Annotated in this window: 16 protein-coding genes and 1 tRNA gene; 7 read left to right on the top strand and 10 right to left on the bottom strand. The window is 44.1% G+C overall.

Annotation, left to right across the window (positions count from 1 at the left end):
- The first annotated feature begins 146 nt into the window (after positions 1-146).
- Complete coding sequence (gene ilvA / locus FERRO_RS01945) at positions 147-1,673, top strand: threonine ammonia-lyase, biosynthetic (RefSeq protein WP_056929180.1); 1,527 nt, start codon at positions 147-149, stop codon at positions 1,671-1,673.
- Here the strand turns inward: ilvA and FERRO_RS01940 are convergent.
- Entirely contained in the window at positions 1,660-3,033 is a 1,374-nt protein-coding gene (locus tag FERRO_RS01940; protein WP_056929179.1) for an NAD-dependent succinate-semialdehyde dehydrogenase, read from the bottom strand. The genes ilvA and FERRO_RS01940 overlap by 14 nt on opposite strands.
- Before the next feature lie 452 nt (positions 3,034-3,485).
- On the opposite strand from FERRO_RS01940, the gene FERRO_RS01935 reads away from it, so the two are divergent.
- The 5 genes from FERRO_RS01935 to FERRO_RS01915 all read left to right on the top strand — a co-directional run bounded on the left by FERRO_RS01935 (position 3,486) and on the right by FERRO_RS01915 (position 7,994).
- Positions 3,486-4,691, top strand: a complete 1,206-nt coding sequence (locus FERRO_RS01935; protein WP_160318084.1) for a metallophosphoesterase family protein — start codon at positions 3,486-3,488, stop codon at positions 4,689-4,691.
- A 146-nt stretch (positions 4,692-4,837) separates the two neighbouring features.
- On the top strand, positions 4,838-6,304 hold the full coding sequence (locus FERRO_RS01930; protein ID WP_160318083.1) for an MDR family MFS transporter: 1,467 nt from the start codon (positions 4,838-4,840) through the stop codon (positions 6,302-6,304).
- Positions 6,305-6,368: 64 nt separating this feature from the next.
- On the top strand, positions 6,369-7,247 hold the full coding sequence (locus tag FERRO_RS01925) for a ChaN family lipoprotein (protein WP_056929176.1): 879 nt from the start codon (positions 6,369-6,371) through the stop codon (positions 7,245-7,247).
- A 126-nt stretch (positions 7,248-7,373) separates the two neighbouring features.
- Positions 7,374-7,541, top strand: a complete 168-nt coding sequence (locus FERRO_RS10150) for a hypothetical protein (RefSeq protein WP_160318082.1) — start codon at positions 7,374-7,376, stop codon at positions 7,539-7,541.
- 6 nt (positions 7,542-7,547) lie between these two features.
- Positions 7,548-7,994 (top strand): Spy/CpxP family protein refolding chaperone, encoded by a 447-nt coding sequence (locus FERRO_RS01915; protein WP_056929174.1) that lies wholly within the window; start codon positions 7,548-7,550, stop codon positions 7,992-7,994.
- 794 nt (positions 7,995-8,788) lie between these two features.
- Here the strand turns inward: FERRO_RS01915 and FERRO_RS01910 are convergent.
- Positions 8,789-8,864: transfer RNA gene (locus tag FERRO_RS01910), tRNA-Thr, on the bottom strand.
- A gap of 162 nt (positions 8,865-9,026) precedes the next feature.
- Here FERRO_RS01910 and FERRO_RS01905 point away from each other — a divergent pair.
- Positions 9,027-10,313 (top strand): ISNCY family transposase, encoded by a 1,287-nt coding sequence (locus FERRO_RS01905; RefSeq protein WP_152975674.1) that lies wholly within the window; start codon positions 9,027-9,029, stop codon positions 10,311-10,313.
- A gap of 75 nt (positions 10,314-10,388) precedes the next feature.
- Here FERRO_RS01905 and FERRO_RS01900 read toward each other — a convergent pair whose 3' ends face one another.
- The 8 genes from FERRO_RS01900 to FERRO_RS01865 form a co-directional block, all read right to left on the bottom strand.
- The gene (locus tag FERRO_RS01900; protein WP_082601144.1) at positions 10,389-11,171 is read right to left on the bottom strand and encodes an SDR family oxidoreductase; all 783 of its coding nucleotides are present in this window, start codon (positions 11,169-11,171) and stop codon (positions 10,389-10,391) included.
- A complete protein-coding gene (locus FERRO_RS01895; protein WP_082601143.1) occupies positions 11,168-12,076 on the bottom strand; it encodes a complex I NDUFA9 subunit family protein in 909 nt (302 codons plus the stop codon). Before FERRO_RS01895 ends, FERRO_RS01900 begins: the two co-directional genes overlap by 4 nt.
- Positions 12,077-12,085: 9 nt before the next feature.
- Positions 12,086-12,508 carry a Fur family transcriptional regulator gene (locus tag FERRO_RS01890; RefSeq protein ID WP_056929173.1) on the bottom strand — a complete coding sequence of 141 codons (423 nt, stop codon included), beginning with the start codon at positions 12,506-12,508 and terminating at the stop codon, positions 12,086-12,088.
- Between the two features lie 68 nt (positions 12,509-12,576).
- Positions 12,577-13,512 carry a 4-hydroxy-3-methylbut-2-enyl diphosphate reductase gene (gene ispH, locus FERRO_RS01885; RefSeq protein ID WP_056929172.1) on the bottom strand — a complete coding sequence of 312 codons (936 nt, stop codon included), beginning with the start codon at positions 13,510-13,512 and terminating at the stop codon, positions 12,577-12,579.
- Between the two features lies 1 nt (position 13,513).
- Positions 13,514-14,167, bottom strand: a complete 654-nt coding sequence (locus FERRO_RS01880; RefSeq protein WP_056929770.1) for a sulfite oxidase-like oxidoreductase — start codon at positions 14,165-14,167, stop codon at positions 13,514-13,516.
- The gene (lspA, locus tag FERRO_RS01875) at positions 14,160-14,630 is read right to left on the bottom strand and encodes a signal peptidase II (protein WP_056929171.1); all 471 of its coding nucleotides are present in this window, start codon (positions 14,628-14,630) and stop codon (positions 14,160-14,162) included. Before lspA ends, FERRO_RS01880 begins: the two co-directional genes overlap by 8 nt.
- Positions 14,623-17,457 (bottom strand): isoleucine--tRNA ligase, encoded by a 2,835-nt coding sequence (gene ileS, locus FERRO_RS01870; protein ID WP_056929170.1) that lies wholly within the window; start codon positions 17,455-17,457, stop codon positions 14,623-14,625. The genes lspA and ileS overlap by 8 nt, the downstream gene beginning before the upstream one ends.
- Positions 17,454-18,386 (bottom strand): bifunctional riboflavin kinase/FAD synthetase, encoded by a 933-nt coding sequence (locus tag FERRO_RS01865; protein ID WP_056929169.1) that lies wholly within the window; start codon positions 18,384-18,386, stop codon positions 17,454-17,456. Before FERRO_RS01865 ends, ileS begins: the two co-directional genes overlap by 4 nt.
- Positions 18,387-18,397: the final 11 nt, after the last annotated feature.

The following is an 18,397-nucleotide window of genomic DNA, read 5'->3' as shown; positions in this document are numbered from 1 at the left end:
TAAATAATCCAACATACCGAGTCAGCAAAGAAAATAAATAAACAACAGATTAAAGTTGAACGTTGCTAAATTAATTGCCCGCCTTCCTTAAATCGTATTAAGCTTCTGCGTATATACTTAGGATTATTGAGACAAATTGGTCATAAATGAAAATAGATTATCTTGAAAAAATACTTAATGCCACACGCGTGTATGATGTGGCCATTGAAACCCCGCTACAGGAAGCTCCCAATTTAAGTCACCGATTAAATAATACTGTATTACTGAAAAGAGAGGATATGCAACCAGTATTCTCGTTTAAGTTACGGGGCGCTTATAACAAAATGGTTTCTCTGACGCTCAAAGAGGCTAAAAAAGGGGTGATTGCGGCCAGTGCAGGGAACCATGCTCAGGGCGTTGCCCTCTCTGCGCAGCGTTTGGGGATGCGGGCTGTAATCGTGATGCCCGTGACCACTCCCTCTATAAAAATTGATGCAGTCAAAGCCCGCGGGGCAGAGGTGGTGTTAAGTGGAGTATCCTATTCAGAAGCCTATGATCACGCCTTAAAACTCGCTCAACAAAAAGGCTATACGTTTGTTCATCCCTATGATGACCCTGAGGTAATTGCAGGTCAGGGTACCATCGCCATGGAAATATTGCGTCAATATTCTAAACCTATTCATTCCATTTATGTGGCTATCGGAGGGGGAGGACTCATTTCAGGGGTAGCGGCTTACGTTAAACGATTGCGTCCTGAGATCCGTATTGTCGGAGTACAACCCATTGATTCGGATGCTATGCGCCAGTCTTTGGAGGCGAATCGACGAGTGAAGCTGGATCAAGTGGGGCTCTTTGCCGATGGCGTGGCTGTGCGTCAAGTAGGTGTGGAAACCTTTAAGCTCTGTAAGGAATGGGTGGATGAAATTGTTACGGTCTCAACCGATGAAATTTGTGCCGCCATTAAGGATGTGTTTGACGATACCAGAGCCGTTCTGGAGCCCGCTGGTGCGTTAGCCATCGCTGGCATGAAGAAGGTGGTCAAGCGCGATAAACTGAAGGCGCAACATCTCATAGCCATTGCTTGTGGCGCCAACATTAATTTTGATCGACTGCGTTTTATCGCAGAGCGTTCAGAGCTTGGTGAACAAAGGGAGGCAGTGTTTGCTGCCACCATTCCAGAAGAGCCTGGTAGTTTTAAAGCCTTTTGTGATTTATTGGGTGAGCGAGCGATTACTGAGTTTAACTATCGTTTTGCTGAGACTGTCGAGGCCCATGTGTTTGTGGGCGTTAGCATTATGCATCAACTGGAAAAACTGCAGTTATTTAACAATCTAAAAGAGCACGGTATTGAGTCGGTAGATTTAACGGATAACGAAATGGCTAAACTCCATGTGCGTCATATGGTGGGAGGACACGCTCCGCGGGTTAAAAATGAACGACTTTATCGTTTTGAGTTTCCCGAGAGACCTGGTGCACTCACTCGTTTTTTAAATAATATGAGTGAAAACTGGAATATCAGTCTTTTTCACTACCGTAATCATGGTGCCGATTACGGTCGTGTACTTGTAGCCCTTGAGGTACCACCACTAGAAAACAAGGCATTTCAACAGTTCTTGACTGGGCTGGGCTACCCTTATGTAGAGGAAACACAAAATCCTGCTTATCAACTTTTTTTAGGTACTAAAGCGACTTAATCCAAAGGGTTTTAATATTAGTGAACTCTCTAATGCCATGAGCAGAGAGTTCCCGGCCGAAACCAGATTGTTTGGTTCCCCCAAAAGGGACTCGGGGATCTGAGCGCACCAGGGAATTCACAAAAGTGGCTCCAGCTTCAATTTGGTCGGCGAGATGGCGAGCGCGCTCCGTATCCTTTGACCATACACTAGAACCCAAACCATAGGGAGTATCATTAGCAAGTTCAAGAGCCTGCTCTTCATTATCTGCTTGCATCAAAATCGCTACAGGGCCAAACAGCTCCTGTTTCCATACGGGGGAGTGAGTGGTCACATTCTCCAAGACGGTGGGTTCGTAATACCACCCTGTTCTATTAGGAATGTTGGCGCCAGTTAAGGCTACTGCACCATGTTCAAGGGCTGAGGCAACCTGCTTAGCCAGTTGATCGCGTAGGTCGGATCGCGCAAGTGGACCGATACGGACATCCTCATCCAAGGGGTTACCCATGGTGAGCTCTTTGGTGAGTGCCACGAGTTGAGCCTTAAAGGACTCATACACTTCCTTCACCACAATAAAGCGTTTAGCAGAAATACAGGCTTGTCCACCATTAGTAAAACGGGAGATCATGGCTTGGTTTAGGGTCCAAGAGAGATCTGCGTCAGCCAACACCACGAAAGGGTCTGATCCGCCCAGCTCTAAAATACACTTTTTTAAGGCGGCGCCAGAGAGGGCAGCCACTGCTCGCCCTGCACGGTCAGAGCCTGTCACGGTCACCGCATGAATATGGGGACTATCAATCACTTCTTTGACTTTATCATCCTCAATCATTAAATGACTGATTAAGTTTTCAGGAAAACCGGATTTAACAAACAGTTCAATGATTTTAATAGCGTTTCGCGGTACGTTAGGAGCATGTTTAAAAACAACGCCGTTACCTGCCATGATGGCGGGCACTGCAAAACGCAGCACTTGCCAAAGTGGAAAATTCCATGGCATAACGCCAAAGATGAGTCCTAAGGGGAAATAGTTGATTTCAGCCACCACATCCGCTTCTTTAATCAGTGTTTCCGCTGCCAGAAACTGAGCACCGCGCTCAGCGTAAAACACACACAGTTGAGCGCACTTTTCAACCTCTGAGCGGGCTTCTTTAATAGGTTTACCCATTTCAGTGGTCATCAGTACAGCTAATTCCTCGCGTTCTGCTAACAGAGTGTCATGTAGGCGCTTAAAGAGTAGAGCGCGTTCAGCGAAAGGGGTTTTCTTCCATTCATTTTGTGTCTGATGGGTGAGAGATAACTGAGTGTGAATATCTTTAGAATGGAGGGTCGTAAAGTTCTGGAGTAATTGTTCAGTGGTAGGGTCAAGGCTCACGAAAGGCATGATAGCAACTCTATTGATTTGGAAACTAACTAGATTAACTCTAAAAGCTAAGGGATACCAATATATCTTGCTTTTAAATTGATTACTTTTTTTAACGAAATACTTATATTAAGACGAATTTCTTGTCATTTTGTTCAATGTCCAACTGTTTATCATGGTGTGTAGAATACCGGGTTGTTTAGTTTAGCTGTCACATATCTTGTATAGTATTGTAGATAATTAAAAGTTATGCTTATTAAGAAACCCAGTAAGGGATTCTGAGCAGAATGATTACAACTCAACAGGGATCATGGTGAAATTAATCTTATTAAATGGTAGAGGTTATGTTGTATTTTAATTATCGAAGAATGACGCGGTGTTTTCTTTTGGTTATCCTTACAACCACCTGCAGCCACGTATTAGCAAGAAATCTTTATAGTTATGTTTTGGTGGGACCAAATAATCAAGAGATTGTGAGAACCATTGTAGATAACAACACTTGTCCTGTTCTTAACTCAGGAGTGACTTCCTATCCCATGACCTTAAGGGTAGGGAAAGAAAACAATTCCCAATACTCAGAAAATCAATCATTTTTTCCAGTTGCGGTATGTGAACTCAACTGGCCAACCAATACCCCCCGCCTGATGTTGGACGGTCGGCTGCTCCCTCATTTACCTTCGGCAGTTAAAAAAGTGGCCATTATCGGTGACACGGGTTGCCGAATCAAAGCCCCTTTTGCTTATCAAGCCTGTAATGATGTTGCCAAATGGCCACTGAAGCAGGTATCCCTCGCCATAGTCAAGGATAAACCCGATGTGTTAATCCATGTGGGAGACTATCTTTATCGAGAAAGTCGTTGTATTACTCTAGGCTGCCAAGGGAGCGTACATGGTTATGGTTGGGATAGTTGGCAAGCGGACGTATTTCAGCCTATGCAGGCAATGATGGCCAGTGTACCCATGGTGTTGGTGCGCGGTAACCATGAATCCTGTCAGCGCGCTGGTAAAGGGTGGTATCGCTTTTTTGATCCCTATCCTTACCACCCAGGGCAAGCTTGTATCAATAAGCGAGAGACTGTGATAGATAACCCTTATTCTGTTGTCATTAATCAGCATACACAGTGGCTGATATTTGATTCTGCTGAGATTAAAGAAGCCCATCCAGATTTGAACTTGTCTCAATTTATTCAGAAAATGGCAGCGTTACAGAGGCTACTCAAACCCCACTACCAGCATTGGTTATTATTGCATCATCCCTCATTAGGATACGCCTATAGTCGTTTATTGGCTTGGAATGGGGGCACTTATGAGGTGTATCAGGCCATACAAAAAACTGCAATACAGCCACCGCTAATGGGTCAATTTGATTTATTTTTACAGGGGCATATCCATACTTTTGAGATCAGTAATTATCAAGAACCTGATTTACCCATCAATGTGGTATCGGGGATGGGAGGGACGCAACTTGAGGATCGTTTTCCTGAGAACAATTTAATTGGTTACGCGGTAGAGACCGGAGTGCATATTAAAAAACAGGTGAATGATCAGCAATTTGGTTATCTGATTTATACTGAAGAAAGCAATGCACCTCAATTTATTGTTAAGGATGCACAGGGCATAGTTCAACAAATATGTCATGTCAGTTTTGAGAATAAAGAGTTTAGTTGTTTGAAGCAATAGTTAAATGGCCTGTTTAGGTATAGCGCTCAAATGACTGGTTAATAAAGTAGCCTCTAGAGTTATTTACTTCTTTGGTCATACGTTGGGTGTCAGGTTGACTAAGATAACCCAATTGGAACCTTAACATTACTGAACACTGGATTACTTTGCATCAATACACAGAAAAACAAATACGCTCCATTATCACCGGTCTTATTCTCTCCATTTTTCTGGGAGCTCTAGATCAGACTATTGTGAGTATTGCTCTACCTAATATTGCCCATGAGTTTGCCGATATAAAATGGCTCTCTTGGGTAATCTCAGGATACTTGTTAACCTCGACGCTAGCTACTCCCCTGTACGGTAAGTTCTCTGACCTGTACGGGCGTCGCCATTTACTGACTTGGTCAATAGTGATTTTCTTAGTGACCTCAGTGGGCTGTGCCTTATCGCAAAGTATGTTGATGCTAGTGGTGTTTAGGTTAATTCAAGGGCTCGGTGGAGGGGGCTTGATTTCTCTCGCTCAAGCCACCGTGGCTGACGTGATTTCTCCTCGAGAGAGGGGGCGCTACCAAGGTTACATAAGTGGTATGTATGCCGTCGCCAGTGTTATTGGGCCACTCTTTGGTGGTGCGTTAACTCATGCACTGTCTTGGCGCTATATCTTCTGGATTAACCTACCCATCGGCTTAGTGGCCTTGGTTATATCAAGACGAGCCTTAAAGGTACTACCTATCCCTAAAATCAAAAAACAAATAGATTGGTTAGGTATAGCCTTGTTAACTTTAACTTTACTGTCCTTGTTAACCGCATTTACACTCCTTGGCCAATATGGTCGTATTACGCAAACCATAGTGATTTTAATTGCGGTGTCTGTATTGGGTACAGTGCTCTTTGTGGTGACAGAAAAATATGCTAAAGAGCCTGTAATCCCTTTGTCATTACTGGATGTCAGAGAGTTCTCTGTGGGTATCCGGGTGTTATTTGTGGCGTTTATGCAAATCCTTACTTTGACGATTATGGTTCCCTTAGAGCTTAGGATGGTGAACGCCATGACAGCCAGTGACACGGCTTGGCGTCTCTTACCCTTATCGTTATCAGTACCATGTGGTGCGTTTATCTGTGGGCAATTGATGTCCAGAACAGGACATTACAAAGTCATTCAGCTAATGAGCCAATGTATCGCCTTTCTTGGCATGATGAGTGTGGCGTGGATAGCTTCACAGGACACATTTTTACTGTGTAGTGCCTTATTTATGTCGGGAGTGGGCATTGGTGGGCAGTTCCCAACTACGTTAGTGGCCGTTCAAAACGCTGTACCTAAACACACAATCGGCATTGCCACAGCCACCACGGCCTTATTTCGCTCCATGGGAGCCACCATTGGCGTATCTGTTTTGTCGAGTGTTCTTCTAGCTTTATTACAATATTATTTACCTCTCGAGCAAAAAATGGGTATTGATATGATTAAGCAGTTTATGGTGTTACCCTTGGGGAGTGGTCATGACCTGATGGTGTTTGAATTGGCTTCAAAGCAAGCCTTTAGATGGGTTTATTTTCTGTTAGCACTGCCTACATTAATGTCTATTTATCTTATTTTAGGAACTAAAGAGCAGGTTTTAAAAACCCACTAGAACCAATCAGTCAAATTTGAGCTCTATAGTTGACTACAGTTAATTTTTAGCAAAGGATATCCCCATGAAACGTTATTGGCTTATTGCGTGCTTACTTATAATCAGTTTATCAAGTCAAGGGGAGTCTCCTAAAAGACCCGATAACAAGACTATAGCGAGTTGGGGGCAAGCTGATTATATTTTACTTGGTGAGGTACACGACAACCAAGGAGGCCATGCCTTAAGGTTGGAATGGATTAAGGAGTTGATTAAAAACAAGGGTTTCGCCTTGGCCTTTGAGCAGTTGGATGCGATCAATCAACCAGCAATCAACACTGAAGAGGAGACTTTACTGAAAGAGCCTTCTCCTTATACAGATGCACAGTTAAGAGCGCTAGCTAAATCAGGCAATTTTGCCTTCAAAGGATGGCATTGGCCTTATTACGCACCGTTATTTAATTTGGCCCTCACCAATAAAATGCCTGTAGTGGCCACCAACTTAACACAGCCTGAAATGATGAAAATCATGATGGGGCAAGAGGGGCAAGTGGGACTGCCTCCTGATTGGACGTCAACTATGACTCAGGAGATGGACAGTCGAGTAGAAAGAGGTCATTGTAATATGCTACCCAAAGACATGATCGCGCCAATGGCAGAGGCACAAATAAGACGCGATCAAACGATGGCAACATCCTTGGTTGCCGCCCATCATGCCTCTCATTTACCCATCATACTTGTGGCCGGTAACGGCCATTTAAGAAATGATTTGGCAGTACCCTTTTGGTTAAGAGAGTTTGATCCTCAAGCTAAGATTATTTCTGTTGCTGTGATGGAAGAGGGCAATGATGATAATGAGCCACAGAATGACTTTAACCAGGTTTATTTTGTGCCAGCACAGGACCGTACCGATCCCTGTGAGGAACTGAAGACACATCATTTTAAAATGCCCCATCAAAAACAATAATATTTTAATTTACACTTTATTAATTTTGGTAACGGAATTAATAAGTAGAATAATCACATGAAGATCAAATTTTTCCGATTTGTCCTGTTTTTGAGCATTTTCAGCCTATTGGTTGGTTGCGCAGGGATGAATATGGGCCCCGGATATATGGGTGGCCCAGGTTTCTCTGATGCTCCAGATTTTACAGAACCAGGGGCTATGATGGGTATGGAACCCATGTTTGGACCACCTGAAATGGGTATGTTTGGTGGCTTTGGCGGATTCGGCGGTTTCGGTGACATGGATGGAGATTAATTAAGTATGAAGCAACTCAAAATCTTAGGGTTAATATCCAAACTTCTGTGTGTAGGTCTAGTAGCCGCATTGTTTGCAACGGTAATGACCCAAGCTACGTCGTTGCCTGTTTCAACCCACTATCAAAGAGTAAGTGATCGTCTTGATGTGTTAAAAAATAAATTAGCAATAACCCAAGATGAAGAAACGTACTGGCAGGGCTATCGTCAAAGTATATTAGATAATGTTAAGAGTAATGAAATATTATTAAAGCAAGAAAATCAACAAGACATTTACACCGCTCCGCAGTATTTTGCAGCACGTTTACAACGAATTAATAACCTGAGTCATCATTTGAACTTGATTACAGAGAGATTTAATGAGTTATATAGTCATTTAACCTCTGAACAAAAGGCGGTGGCTGATCAGTATTTCGAAACAAGACGTCGGTCTTTTCAAAATAACCATCAATAGTTATATATAAGGTTAGTATTATTTATGGACTTTCTTACCAATTGAACATTGATTAATCCTTATGATATTTATCTAAGTAATTCAATATAAGCTCTTATAAAGAGTTTACCTTTAACTTGTCAGTAAACACCCTCTGAATGACAGCCCTGCCAGTATTCCTTACATTATTGACTAGAAATACGACTATGGCTAGGGACATGGCTAATTCATGAACTACTAAATTAGTAGGTGGTTACCAAAGCCCAGCGACGTTGACGGGTTGACGTCGGACACCAGAGCAATAGCTTGAAGTAGTTAAACAGATCAACGAACCAGGGAGTCCCGTCTCTCTGGTAGCTCGTGAACTTAGCCTCCCCCCGCACAACTCTTTCAGTGGTGTAAAGCTTCTTTATAAGGATCATTGGTGGCCAGCGGCGAACAATACAGTGGTGCTTGCTAGAAAAGCTTTAGGAAGTAGTCAAACGGATAAAATAACTAAAAAAAGATTTAGGGAGAAAGGATCTAGAGAACAAGATTCTTAAGGAGGTAGTAGACTTTGCCAAAGCAAAAAAGTGGATTGCATACTCGCTAGTATTGCCCGGGGAAGGCTTAGGCTGGAACCAATCGCTTTTAGCGGAGTGTGTAATCTATGAGCCGAATCAAATCGTTAAATGGCCCTGAATACATGAAAACTATGGTGTAATTAGTCTGGAAAGTGATAATTTCAGAAATGAATTATGGTGGTAATTGAAAAAACTATTAATTAAATTTAAAATTTACCTAGAAATTATGTTAGAGAAGAGCCTGTTTTTTAATGGTGCCGCAGACCGGAATCGAACTGGTGACCTACGCGTTACGAGTGCGTTGCTCTACCGACTGAGCTACTGCGGCTTTTAGATATTTTAACACAGGGTGAGTTGAAGCAATAACACCTTAATGAGATATGTTAGCGCAAAGTAGTAATGTCCGGTTTCTCCCAAATAGAAATGTCCGCTGGTAGTTAAACTCACGCTGTTAGAAACAGTGGCGGATATTTTGAAGATGGACAAACTCATGAGTCAAAAAGAAGTGAAGCGAGCCCAGATGCTGGATCTGTTGACAGAGGGCAAAATCGACCAACAGGAAGCCGCGCGGCGACTGGGTATCACTACCCGCCAGGTGCGCCGCCTGACCCGGCGTTATCAGGCAGCGGGGCTGTCCGGACTGATCAGCAGGAAGCGCGGCAAGGCATCGAATCGGCGGCTGGACGATGCCATCTGCACGATGGCCATTGATCTCATTGGCGCGCATTACAGCGACTTCGGGCCGACGCTGGCCTGCGAGAAGCTGGCCGAACTGCATGAGGTAAATCTGTCTGTCGAGACCACGCGCCAGCTAATGATCAAGGCGGGCCACTGGCACCCCAGGAAAGGCGGCTCCATATGCGCACACCCGATGCGCGAGCGTCGCGCCCGCTTCGGCGAGATGATCCAGATCGACGGCAGCCCCCACGACTGGTTTGAAGACCGCGGCGAATATTGCACTCTGCTGGTATTCATCGACGATGCTACCGGACGGCTGACGCAACTGCGCTTTGCACCGAGCGAAACCACGCTGGACTATATGCAGGTGTTGCACGATCATATTCTGGCGCACGGCGTACCTGCGGCGTTGTACTCTGACCGCCACAGCATCTTCCGCATCAACGCCAAGGAGTCCGATCCGGAGGCCGAAACACAATTCTCGCGTGCGGCGCGCGAGCTGGGAATCGCATGCATCCACGCGCACAGCCCGCAGGCCAAAGGACGCGTGGAACGCGCCAATCAGACCTTGCAGGACAGGCTGGTCAAGGAAATGCGACTGGCCGGCATCAACAACATGGACGAGGCCAATGCGTGGTTGCCGGGCTATATCGAGGACTTCAACAGGCGCTTTGCGGTCGCGCCCAAAGACCCGTCTGACGCGCACCTGGCCTATGCCGGAACACCCGCCAGCCTGATGCGCACCCTGTCGGTTCAAGTAACGAAAACGCTCTCAAAAAACCTGTCTTGCCAGCATGAAAACCAGTTGCTGCAGGTCGAAACGACGGGCACGGGTCTGGGACTACGGGGCGCGAAAGTGACGGTGCATCGGCACTTTGACGGCACGTGTGAACTGCTTTGGAGAAAACGCGAATTGACATACAGCGTGATGGACAAACCGGAACGACAGTCGGCGGTGGCCGATGGCAAATCGGTCAATGCACGAGTCGACAAGGCACTGACTCGGCGCAACACCGGACACAAGCCTGCAGCCAATCACCCCTGGAGAAAAATGCCCGTCGGCAAATCCGCCCACGACGGGCAGCGCGCAACACCGTAGCGCAAGGGAAACAGCAAAAGCGGACATTTCTACTTTGCAGGAAAGCGGACATTTCTATTTAGCGTTGACAACACCTTAATGAGATATTTGGCTCGGATCAATAAACATTACATCTCTTGTAGATGTTACCAGATGTTGTCCTGCATCCACAAAAATTGTACTACCAGTAAGGCTATTTACCTCTGTCAGATAAAGTACTGTTTTTGCAATATCCTCTGGGGTCGCTGCTTTTTGTAGAGGGTTGAGTTGCTGTATTTGTTCGAAATGACTTGTGAGTTGGGGGCCTGAGGGGAGTATTATGCCTGGCGCTATACCCATTACCCTGACATGTGGCGCGTAGTGTTGAGCCATTAAAGGAATAGCAGCAGATAAGGCGGCTTTAGATAAGGTATAGGAAAAATAATCTGGGTTCGGGTTAATGAGTTTTTGGTCTAGCAAATTAACAATTAATCCTTGCCTGTTTATTTCTTTTTGTAGATGGAAAAATGACTCAGAGAGAATTAAGGCTGCTTTAACGTTAATGGCCATATGCCAATCAAAAAGGGCCATATCAATATGATCGGGATTGTCATACTCAAACAAAGAAGCGTTATTCACAAGCAACATAGGATGTCCTAAGTGAGTTTTGACTTCTTGGCAAAGAGTGGTTACTTGTGCCATATCTCCTAAGTCACAGGACAGAGTTATTGCACGCCTCCCCATATTCTGTATTAATGATTGAACTGAACTGGCTTCATTTTTGGATTGATTATAATGAATAGCAATATCCCAACCATGGTTGGCAAGGGTCAAGGCGATGGCTTTACCTATACGTTTCCCCGCACCGGTAATCAAAGCAATAGGGCGGTTATCAGTCATGGTAATAAAGTCTCAAGGGGGGTAGGGTTAATGTTAAAAAAATACTTTAAAGGTTGTATGGCTTGATTTTGTAAGATATTGTCTTCACTCATAGATGCTAAGTTATCACGGCTCATAAGAGTTTTACCAGGCAGATGTTCAAAAACAAGAGCCTGTAAATATCCCAATGTGTGGGGTAAGGGAATAACTAAGGGCTTTTTGTTTATGGTGCGTCCAGCAACCTCCACTAATTCTTTTAAAGAGTAAACCGAGGGTCCTGCCAGCTCAATGACCTGATAACAGGTGCTCTCAAGTTGAAGGGCTTGGCTGATAGCTAAGGCCACATCCCCTACATAAACAGGTTGGAAACGACTAGTGCTTGAGGCAAGAGGTATCACTGGAAATACGCGACAAAGGGAGGCAAAGAGCTGAATAAACTGATCATCACGCCCAAAAATGACAGAAGGTCGCACAATAGTCCAATTGAGAAGGCTCTCTTTGATCACCTTTTCCCCTACTCCTTTACTGCGTTGATACATTGAGGGGGCGTTAGGGCCGGCTCCTATTGAACTGACATGAATTAATCTGGTGAGGGATGAGGATTTCATTGCCGCTACAAGACGTGTCGGCAACTCTACATGAGCCTCATTAAAACCAGGACCAAAGGGTTCCCCTCTTTTATCGTGTAACTGCCCCACAAGGTTAATGACGAAGGAGGATGGGCCGCTTGCTGAAAATAGTTGCGTTAATTCATCAAGGTTATAGTTCGAATTCAGAAACCAACTGGCTTCCTTAGCGTGGTGAGTGGCCTCATGGTGGCGCGAGACAATAACAACTTGATAGTTATTTCGGAGAAGAATGTCTGTGAGATGACGGCCGACAAAGCCACTGCCGCCGATAAGAATAACGGTAGCAGTGGGTGTCATGAAATGAAATTAAGTGGCATGAGACATCTCGGGTTGATTCGAACGACGAATGCGGACTACGATATCCACACTCTCCTGAATCATACCAGGAGGAAGCTGCGGTAATCCCTCTACGCGAAGAAGATCTGATTCAATATCAGAGAGCTCGCCTGATTCCACATCAAAAAAGTGATGGTGTGCACCTGTAAAAGTATCATAGAAAACCCGTTCAGGATCTACGATAATTTCACGAACCAAACCTTTTTCTGCAAAAAGATTTAGTGTGTTGTATATGGTTGCTTTCGAAACTTCAGCATGGGTTTCATTGACCAGGGCGAGAAGGCGCTCAGCAGAAATGTGCTGTCGACGTTCAAATAATTTGTCAGCAATCATCAACCGTTGTTGCGTTGGAATGATACCGTGTTGTTTAAGTAAATCAGCTGTTCTATTCATGATATATACCTCTATGACAAGAGTCTCTCCTCTGTAGTTCCTAGTGTACTAAAAAAAAGAGTTAATTTTCAATGGGTCAGAGCTTTAGGAAGTGGAAAAACTACATTTTCTGGGGTGCCAGATAACTCCTTGACTTCGTCCGCTCCCAGTTCCTTAAGGCGATTAATCACCTCATCAACCAGTATTTCAGGTGCTGAAGCCCCTGCCGTCACTCCAATTGAAGTCTTGTTAACTAACCAGTCTGGGTTGATATCTTGAGCGCGATCAACCATGTAAGCACTTACTCCAAGGTTTTCTGCAACTTCTCTTAAACGATTTGAGTTAGAACTCGTGGGAGAGCCCACCACAATTACTACGTCAGCTTGCTTACTCAGCTGTTTAACTGCATCTTGACGATTTTGTGTAGCGTAACAAATATCATCTTTTCTTGGACCCTGAATAAGGGGAAAACGCTTCTTTAATGCTTGAATTACTTTTTGAGCATCATCCACGGATAAAGTAGTTTGCGTTACAAAAGCTAACTCATTAGGGTTGTGAATGGCTAGCTTGGCGACATCCTCGGGAGTTTCGACCAAATAAATGTTGTTTTTAGCTTGCCCTAAGGTGCCCTCTACTTCTGGGTGACCTTTATGACCAATCATCACAATTTCTCGTCCCATACTGTTAAGTCTTGTGACTTCAGTATGCACTTTAGTGACTAATGGACAAGTGGCATCAAATATCTTTAGTCCGCGATCATGAGCTTCTTGACGTACTTTGAGAGAAACGCCATGGGCACTAAAAATAACAGTGGCGCCCGTTGGAACTTCTACTAATTCTTCAATAAATATAGCGCCTTTGTTTTTCAAATCCTCTACCACAAAACGATTATGAACCACCTCATGGCGGACATAGATCGGGGCTCCAAAACGTTTGAGTGCTTGCTCAACAATATCAATGGCGCGGTCAACGCCGGCACAAAACCCTCGGGGATTAGCCAGCAAAATGGGGATGGCTTTATCCATATTATTCGCAGTCCTCTGGTGGAAAACCAAAACGCTCCTCTAACCATGGATTGGCATCATTATGATAGCCTCTCACCTCCCAAAAACCAGGGCGATCCTTGGCGTGTAACTCAATGGCTTTTAACCATTTAGACCCCTTCCAGGCGTAGCGTTTGGGTACAATCATACGAACCGGTCCGCCATGCTCTTGGGTGATCGGCTTATTAAACAGTTGATAGGCAATAATTACATCATCATCAAGTAGCGCTTCAAGAGGTAAATTAGTCGTGTAGTTATCATAACCGTGCAGAGTAACAAAACGAGCTTCATTGAGAGGCTCAGCTTTCAGTAAGAGGTCTCTGGCAAGCACGCCGCGCCAAACCATATCCAGTTGAGACCAACGGGTAACACAATGAAAGTCAGCGGTCACTTCATTTTGTGGCAGAGAAAGTAAATTTTGCCAGTTAAGTTGTTGTTCATGGTGAACTAGGCCAAACACCTTAAGTTCCCAGTTTTCTAAAGGAATATCAGGACGAAAACCTAAATCAAGAATAGGAAAGTTTGACACCTCCGTTTGTCCCGGGGGAATTCTAGGATTATCACTCACTGCCCCAGGCTTCATGGGGCGCTGAGTAACCAATATTTTTGCACGAATGAGTTTTAGCCAATCAGTCATTTTTTTTAGAAAAACCATCCAATATTAGACATATTACCCCTAGGGTAATGGCGGAATCAGCCAGGTTAAAAGAGGGCCAATAATGCTCTCCTACGTGCCACTGAATAAAGTCTGTGACAACTCCTGTGTGTAAACGATCAATTAGATTACCGAGGGCCCCACCAAGAATCAAGCTTAAACCACTGGAAAAAAACCTTTCTTGCTGATGTCGATAAATTAATATTAATAACCATAATACAGCTGCCATGGCAATGGCGGTGAAGAAATAACGTTGCCAACCGCCTGCGTTAGCCAATAAACTAAAGGCGGCTCCTGGATTTTTAGCTAATACAATATTGAAGAAGGCATTTATGGTGATCATTCCTTGATAAGGAATTAAGTGCGCTGATACCCAGCTCTTTGTCCATTGATCCACGCTGATAACCAGTAAAACAATAACAAAGTAGAGTGTGATTTTACGCATAGTGACGATTTTCTTGTTGGCCAGCAATATTTTTAATGCAGCGCCCACACAGTAGGGGGTGAACACTGTCCTGACCAACGTCAAAACGATAGTGCCAGCAGCGTTCACATTTTTGATGATCACTGGCTTTCACAGATACCTTAAAACGGCTAGTTTGACTGTTACAAGCGATGTCAATTACAGATGGCCCCTCAAGCTCTGGTTGTGCCAATGGATGAAGACTTACCTCGGCAGTGATCAGAATAAAGCGTAAGTCGTCTTGGACGGGCTGTAGAAACGCCAGTAGTGTGGAATCAACATATAGCTCTACCTCCGCTTTCAATGAGGATCCAATTGAGCCCTCAGTTCTTGCTTGCTCTAATTGTTTTTGGACTAAAGATCGCAACTCTCTTATGGTCATCCATTCTTGAAGAGTCACGGTGGCATTATTGATGACTGGCATGCAATACCATTGTTCATGAAAAATTGACATGTCCGATTCTTCGGGTTGTTGATGAATAGTAAGCCAAGCCTCTTCAGCGGTAAAGGTTAGAATGGGCGCTATCCAGCGCAGTAATGCATGAGTGATATGAAATAAAGCTGTTTGCGCTGAGCGTCGAGCTGCACTGTTCACGTGAGAGGTGTAGAGTCTATCCTTCAGAATGTCAAGGTAGAAACCGCCCAAATCCTCAGAGCAGAAAGTTTGGATTCGTTGCGCTACCAAGTGGAACTCAAAGCGTTCATAGTAGCCTTTAATTTCTTCCTGAAGCGCTGTGGTCAAACATACGGCGTAACGATCAATGTCTAACCAGTTCTCTACCGGAGTGGCGTGTGTATGGATATCAAAATCAGAGATGTTGGCCAATAAAAAACGTAAGGTATTTCTAATACGTCGATAAGACTCCACCACACGTTTTAAAATTTCATCGGATAAATTAAGCTCTCCCGAATAATCTGTGCTAGCAACCCACAGGCGTAAGTTATCAGCCCCCAGATTTTTGATCACTTCTTGAGGAAAGATCACATTGCCGAGAGACTTACTCATTTTACGGCCTTCACCGTCCACCACAAAACCGTGGGTGAGAAGTGCTTTATAGGGTGCGTGAGATTTCATCCCAACTGATGTGAGCAGAGAGGACTGAAACCAACCACGATGTTGATCCGACCCTTCCAAATACAGATCCGCAGGGCTGTGAACTTCTGCGCGTTGATCGAGTACTGAAAAATGTGTGGTTCCTGAATCAAACCAAACATCTAAGGTGTCCTTAAGGGCTCGATAATGTTGGGCGTCATCTCCCAATAACTCATCAATGGCGGCATCAAACCAAGCGTCAATTCCCTCAGTTTCAATACGCTGAGCAATTTTCTCAGTAATTTCTTTAGTATTGGGATGAAGTTCACCTGTTTGTTTGTGCACATAAAAGGGGATAGGTACTCCCCAAGCGCGTTGCCTCGAGACGCACCAGTCGGGACGGTTTTCAATCATGGCTTTGAGTCGCGCTTGTCCCCAATGTGGAAAAAAGGCGGTGTTTCCTACTTCTTTTAAGGCAGTAGCTCTGAGGGAAGGGGAATGCTCAGGTTGATTATCCATGGTAATGAACCATTGTGCTGTAGCTCTAAAGATAATCGGTGTTTTATGTCTCCAGCAATGGGGATAACTATGATTAAATTCATTGTGTGCTAATAAATGTTTGGTTTCTGTTAGTTTAGCCACAATAATAGGATTCGCTTTCCATACAAACTGCCCAGCCACTAGAGGTGTCCCCTCTATGAAGCAACCATTATCGGCGACAGGGCTTTTCACAGGTAATTGATAACGAAGCCCAACTATATAGTCATCCATACCATGAGCAGGAGCGGTATGAACTAACCCTGTTCCAGAATCAGCGAATACATGATCCCCTAAAATCATGGGGACTTGTTTATCAAAGAGTGGGTGAGTAAGAAGTAGTCCTTCTAATTCACGCCCTGGCATGCTTGCAATAGTGTTTCCTGATAATTGATAACGGAGAAGACAGTCCTTAACTAAATCACTGGCTAGCAATAAATAATTATTATTCGTTTCTATTAGGCTGTAGGGGAGTTCTGGATTAACGCATACCGCTTCGTTGCCAGGTAATGTCCAAGGAGTCGTGGTCCATATGACGGCTAAAATAGGTTTATCATTGAGTGATAGGTGCAGTTTTTCTTCTAAATCTTTTTTATTAGTAACAGTAAACCCCACATCAACAGCAGGAGAGATTTTGTTTTCATATTCCACTTCTGCCTCAGCCAAAGCCGAGCCGCAATCTAAGCACCAATTAACAGGTTTTTGGCCTTGATGAAGATAGCCTCGTTGCCATAACTGACTTAAGGATCTAACAATATTAGCCTCTGTTGCCGGAGAAAGCGTGAGATAAGGGTTATCCCAGTCAGCACTCACGCCAAGGCGAATAAAATCCGCTTTTTGTTTAGTTACTTGCTCAAGAGCATAAGTGCGGCACAATTGTCTGAATTGTTTGGCATCGATGTTTTTACCGTGTTTTTTTTCTACTTGTAATTCAATAGGTAAACCATGGCAGTCCCACCCTGGAATATAAGGCGCATCAAAACCAGAGAGAGTTTTACTCTTAATAATGATATCTTTTAGAATTTTATTAACAGCATGACCAATATGAATATCACCATTCGCATAGGGTGGGCCGTCATGAAGAATATATTTAGGACGACCTTGGGTGATTTGGCGTAATTGTTGATAACGTTTTTGCTCCATCCAGCGTTGAATCCATTGCGGTTCACGCTTTGCAAGATCCGCACGCATAGCGAAGGTGGTATCGGGTAAATTAAGTGTTTTTTTATAATCAGTCATAGTGTGTGTGATGTAAAGTAGGCTTTTGCTTGTTCAGCGTCTGAATCAATTTGTTTAATCAAAGCATCAAGAGTAGTGAATTCTGCTTCATCACGTATCTTATGATAAAAATTGACATGAATCCGTTGACCATAAATGGTCTCATTAAAATTAAAGAGGTGAACCTCTAACCAAGGTTCATGGTTGGATTCTACCGAAGGTCTGGTTCCAAGACTGGCTACCCCTTTAAGTGACTCTTTATTTAGTCCCTCTACTGTAACAGCAAAAATACCTTGTAATGGGGGTATTCTTCTCCCCAAAGGGATATTGGCTGTGGGATAGCCTATGGTTCTGCCTAATTGTTTACCAAAGGCTACACGCCCACTGATAAAGAAAGGACGACCTAGTAGTTTGCGAGCAGTGTCTAGTAGACCGTGCTGTAAGGCTTCACGAATAGCGCTACTTGACACGCGTTCTTGTCCCACCTTATGGCTGTTCATAGATTCACAGATAAAGCCTGATTCTTTAGAACGGGTAGCGAGATAAGCAAAATCTCCTTGTCGTTTGGCGCCAAAACGAAAATCATCACCAACCAGTAAATAACGGGTATGCAGTTGTTGATTGAGGATGCGATTAACGAATTCTTCTGCTGAGGTGTTAGCTAAATCATGATTAAAGCGTAAAATCACCACGTGATCTACATTGACCGCTTCAAGTAATTCAATTTTTTCTCTTAGGCTAGTTAAACGAGGTTGACTGAATTGAGGAGCGAAAAAATCTTTAGGATGGGGTTCAAAGGTCATGACCACACTATCTAAATGACGTGCTCGTGCCTGAGTTACCACTTGTTCGATCATCATTTGATGACCTAAATGGACTCCGTCAAAGTTGCCTATGGTTAAGGCACAAAAGTTGGTTAAGGGTTGAGATAACCCTAAATGAATGTGCATCTTAAGACGTA

Source organism: Ferrovum sp. JA12, from assembly GCF_001431705.1.
In the GTDB taxonomy this organism is placed as follows: Bacteria; Pseudomonadota; Gammaproteobacteria; order Burkholderiales; family Ferrovaceae; genus PN-J185.
Note: the sequence above shows the minus strand (reverse complement) of the source record. Positions and strands in the feature narration are given on the sequence as shown.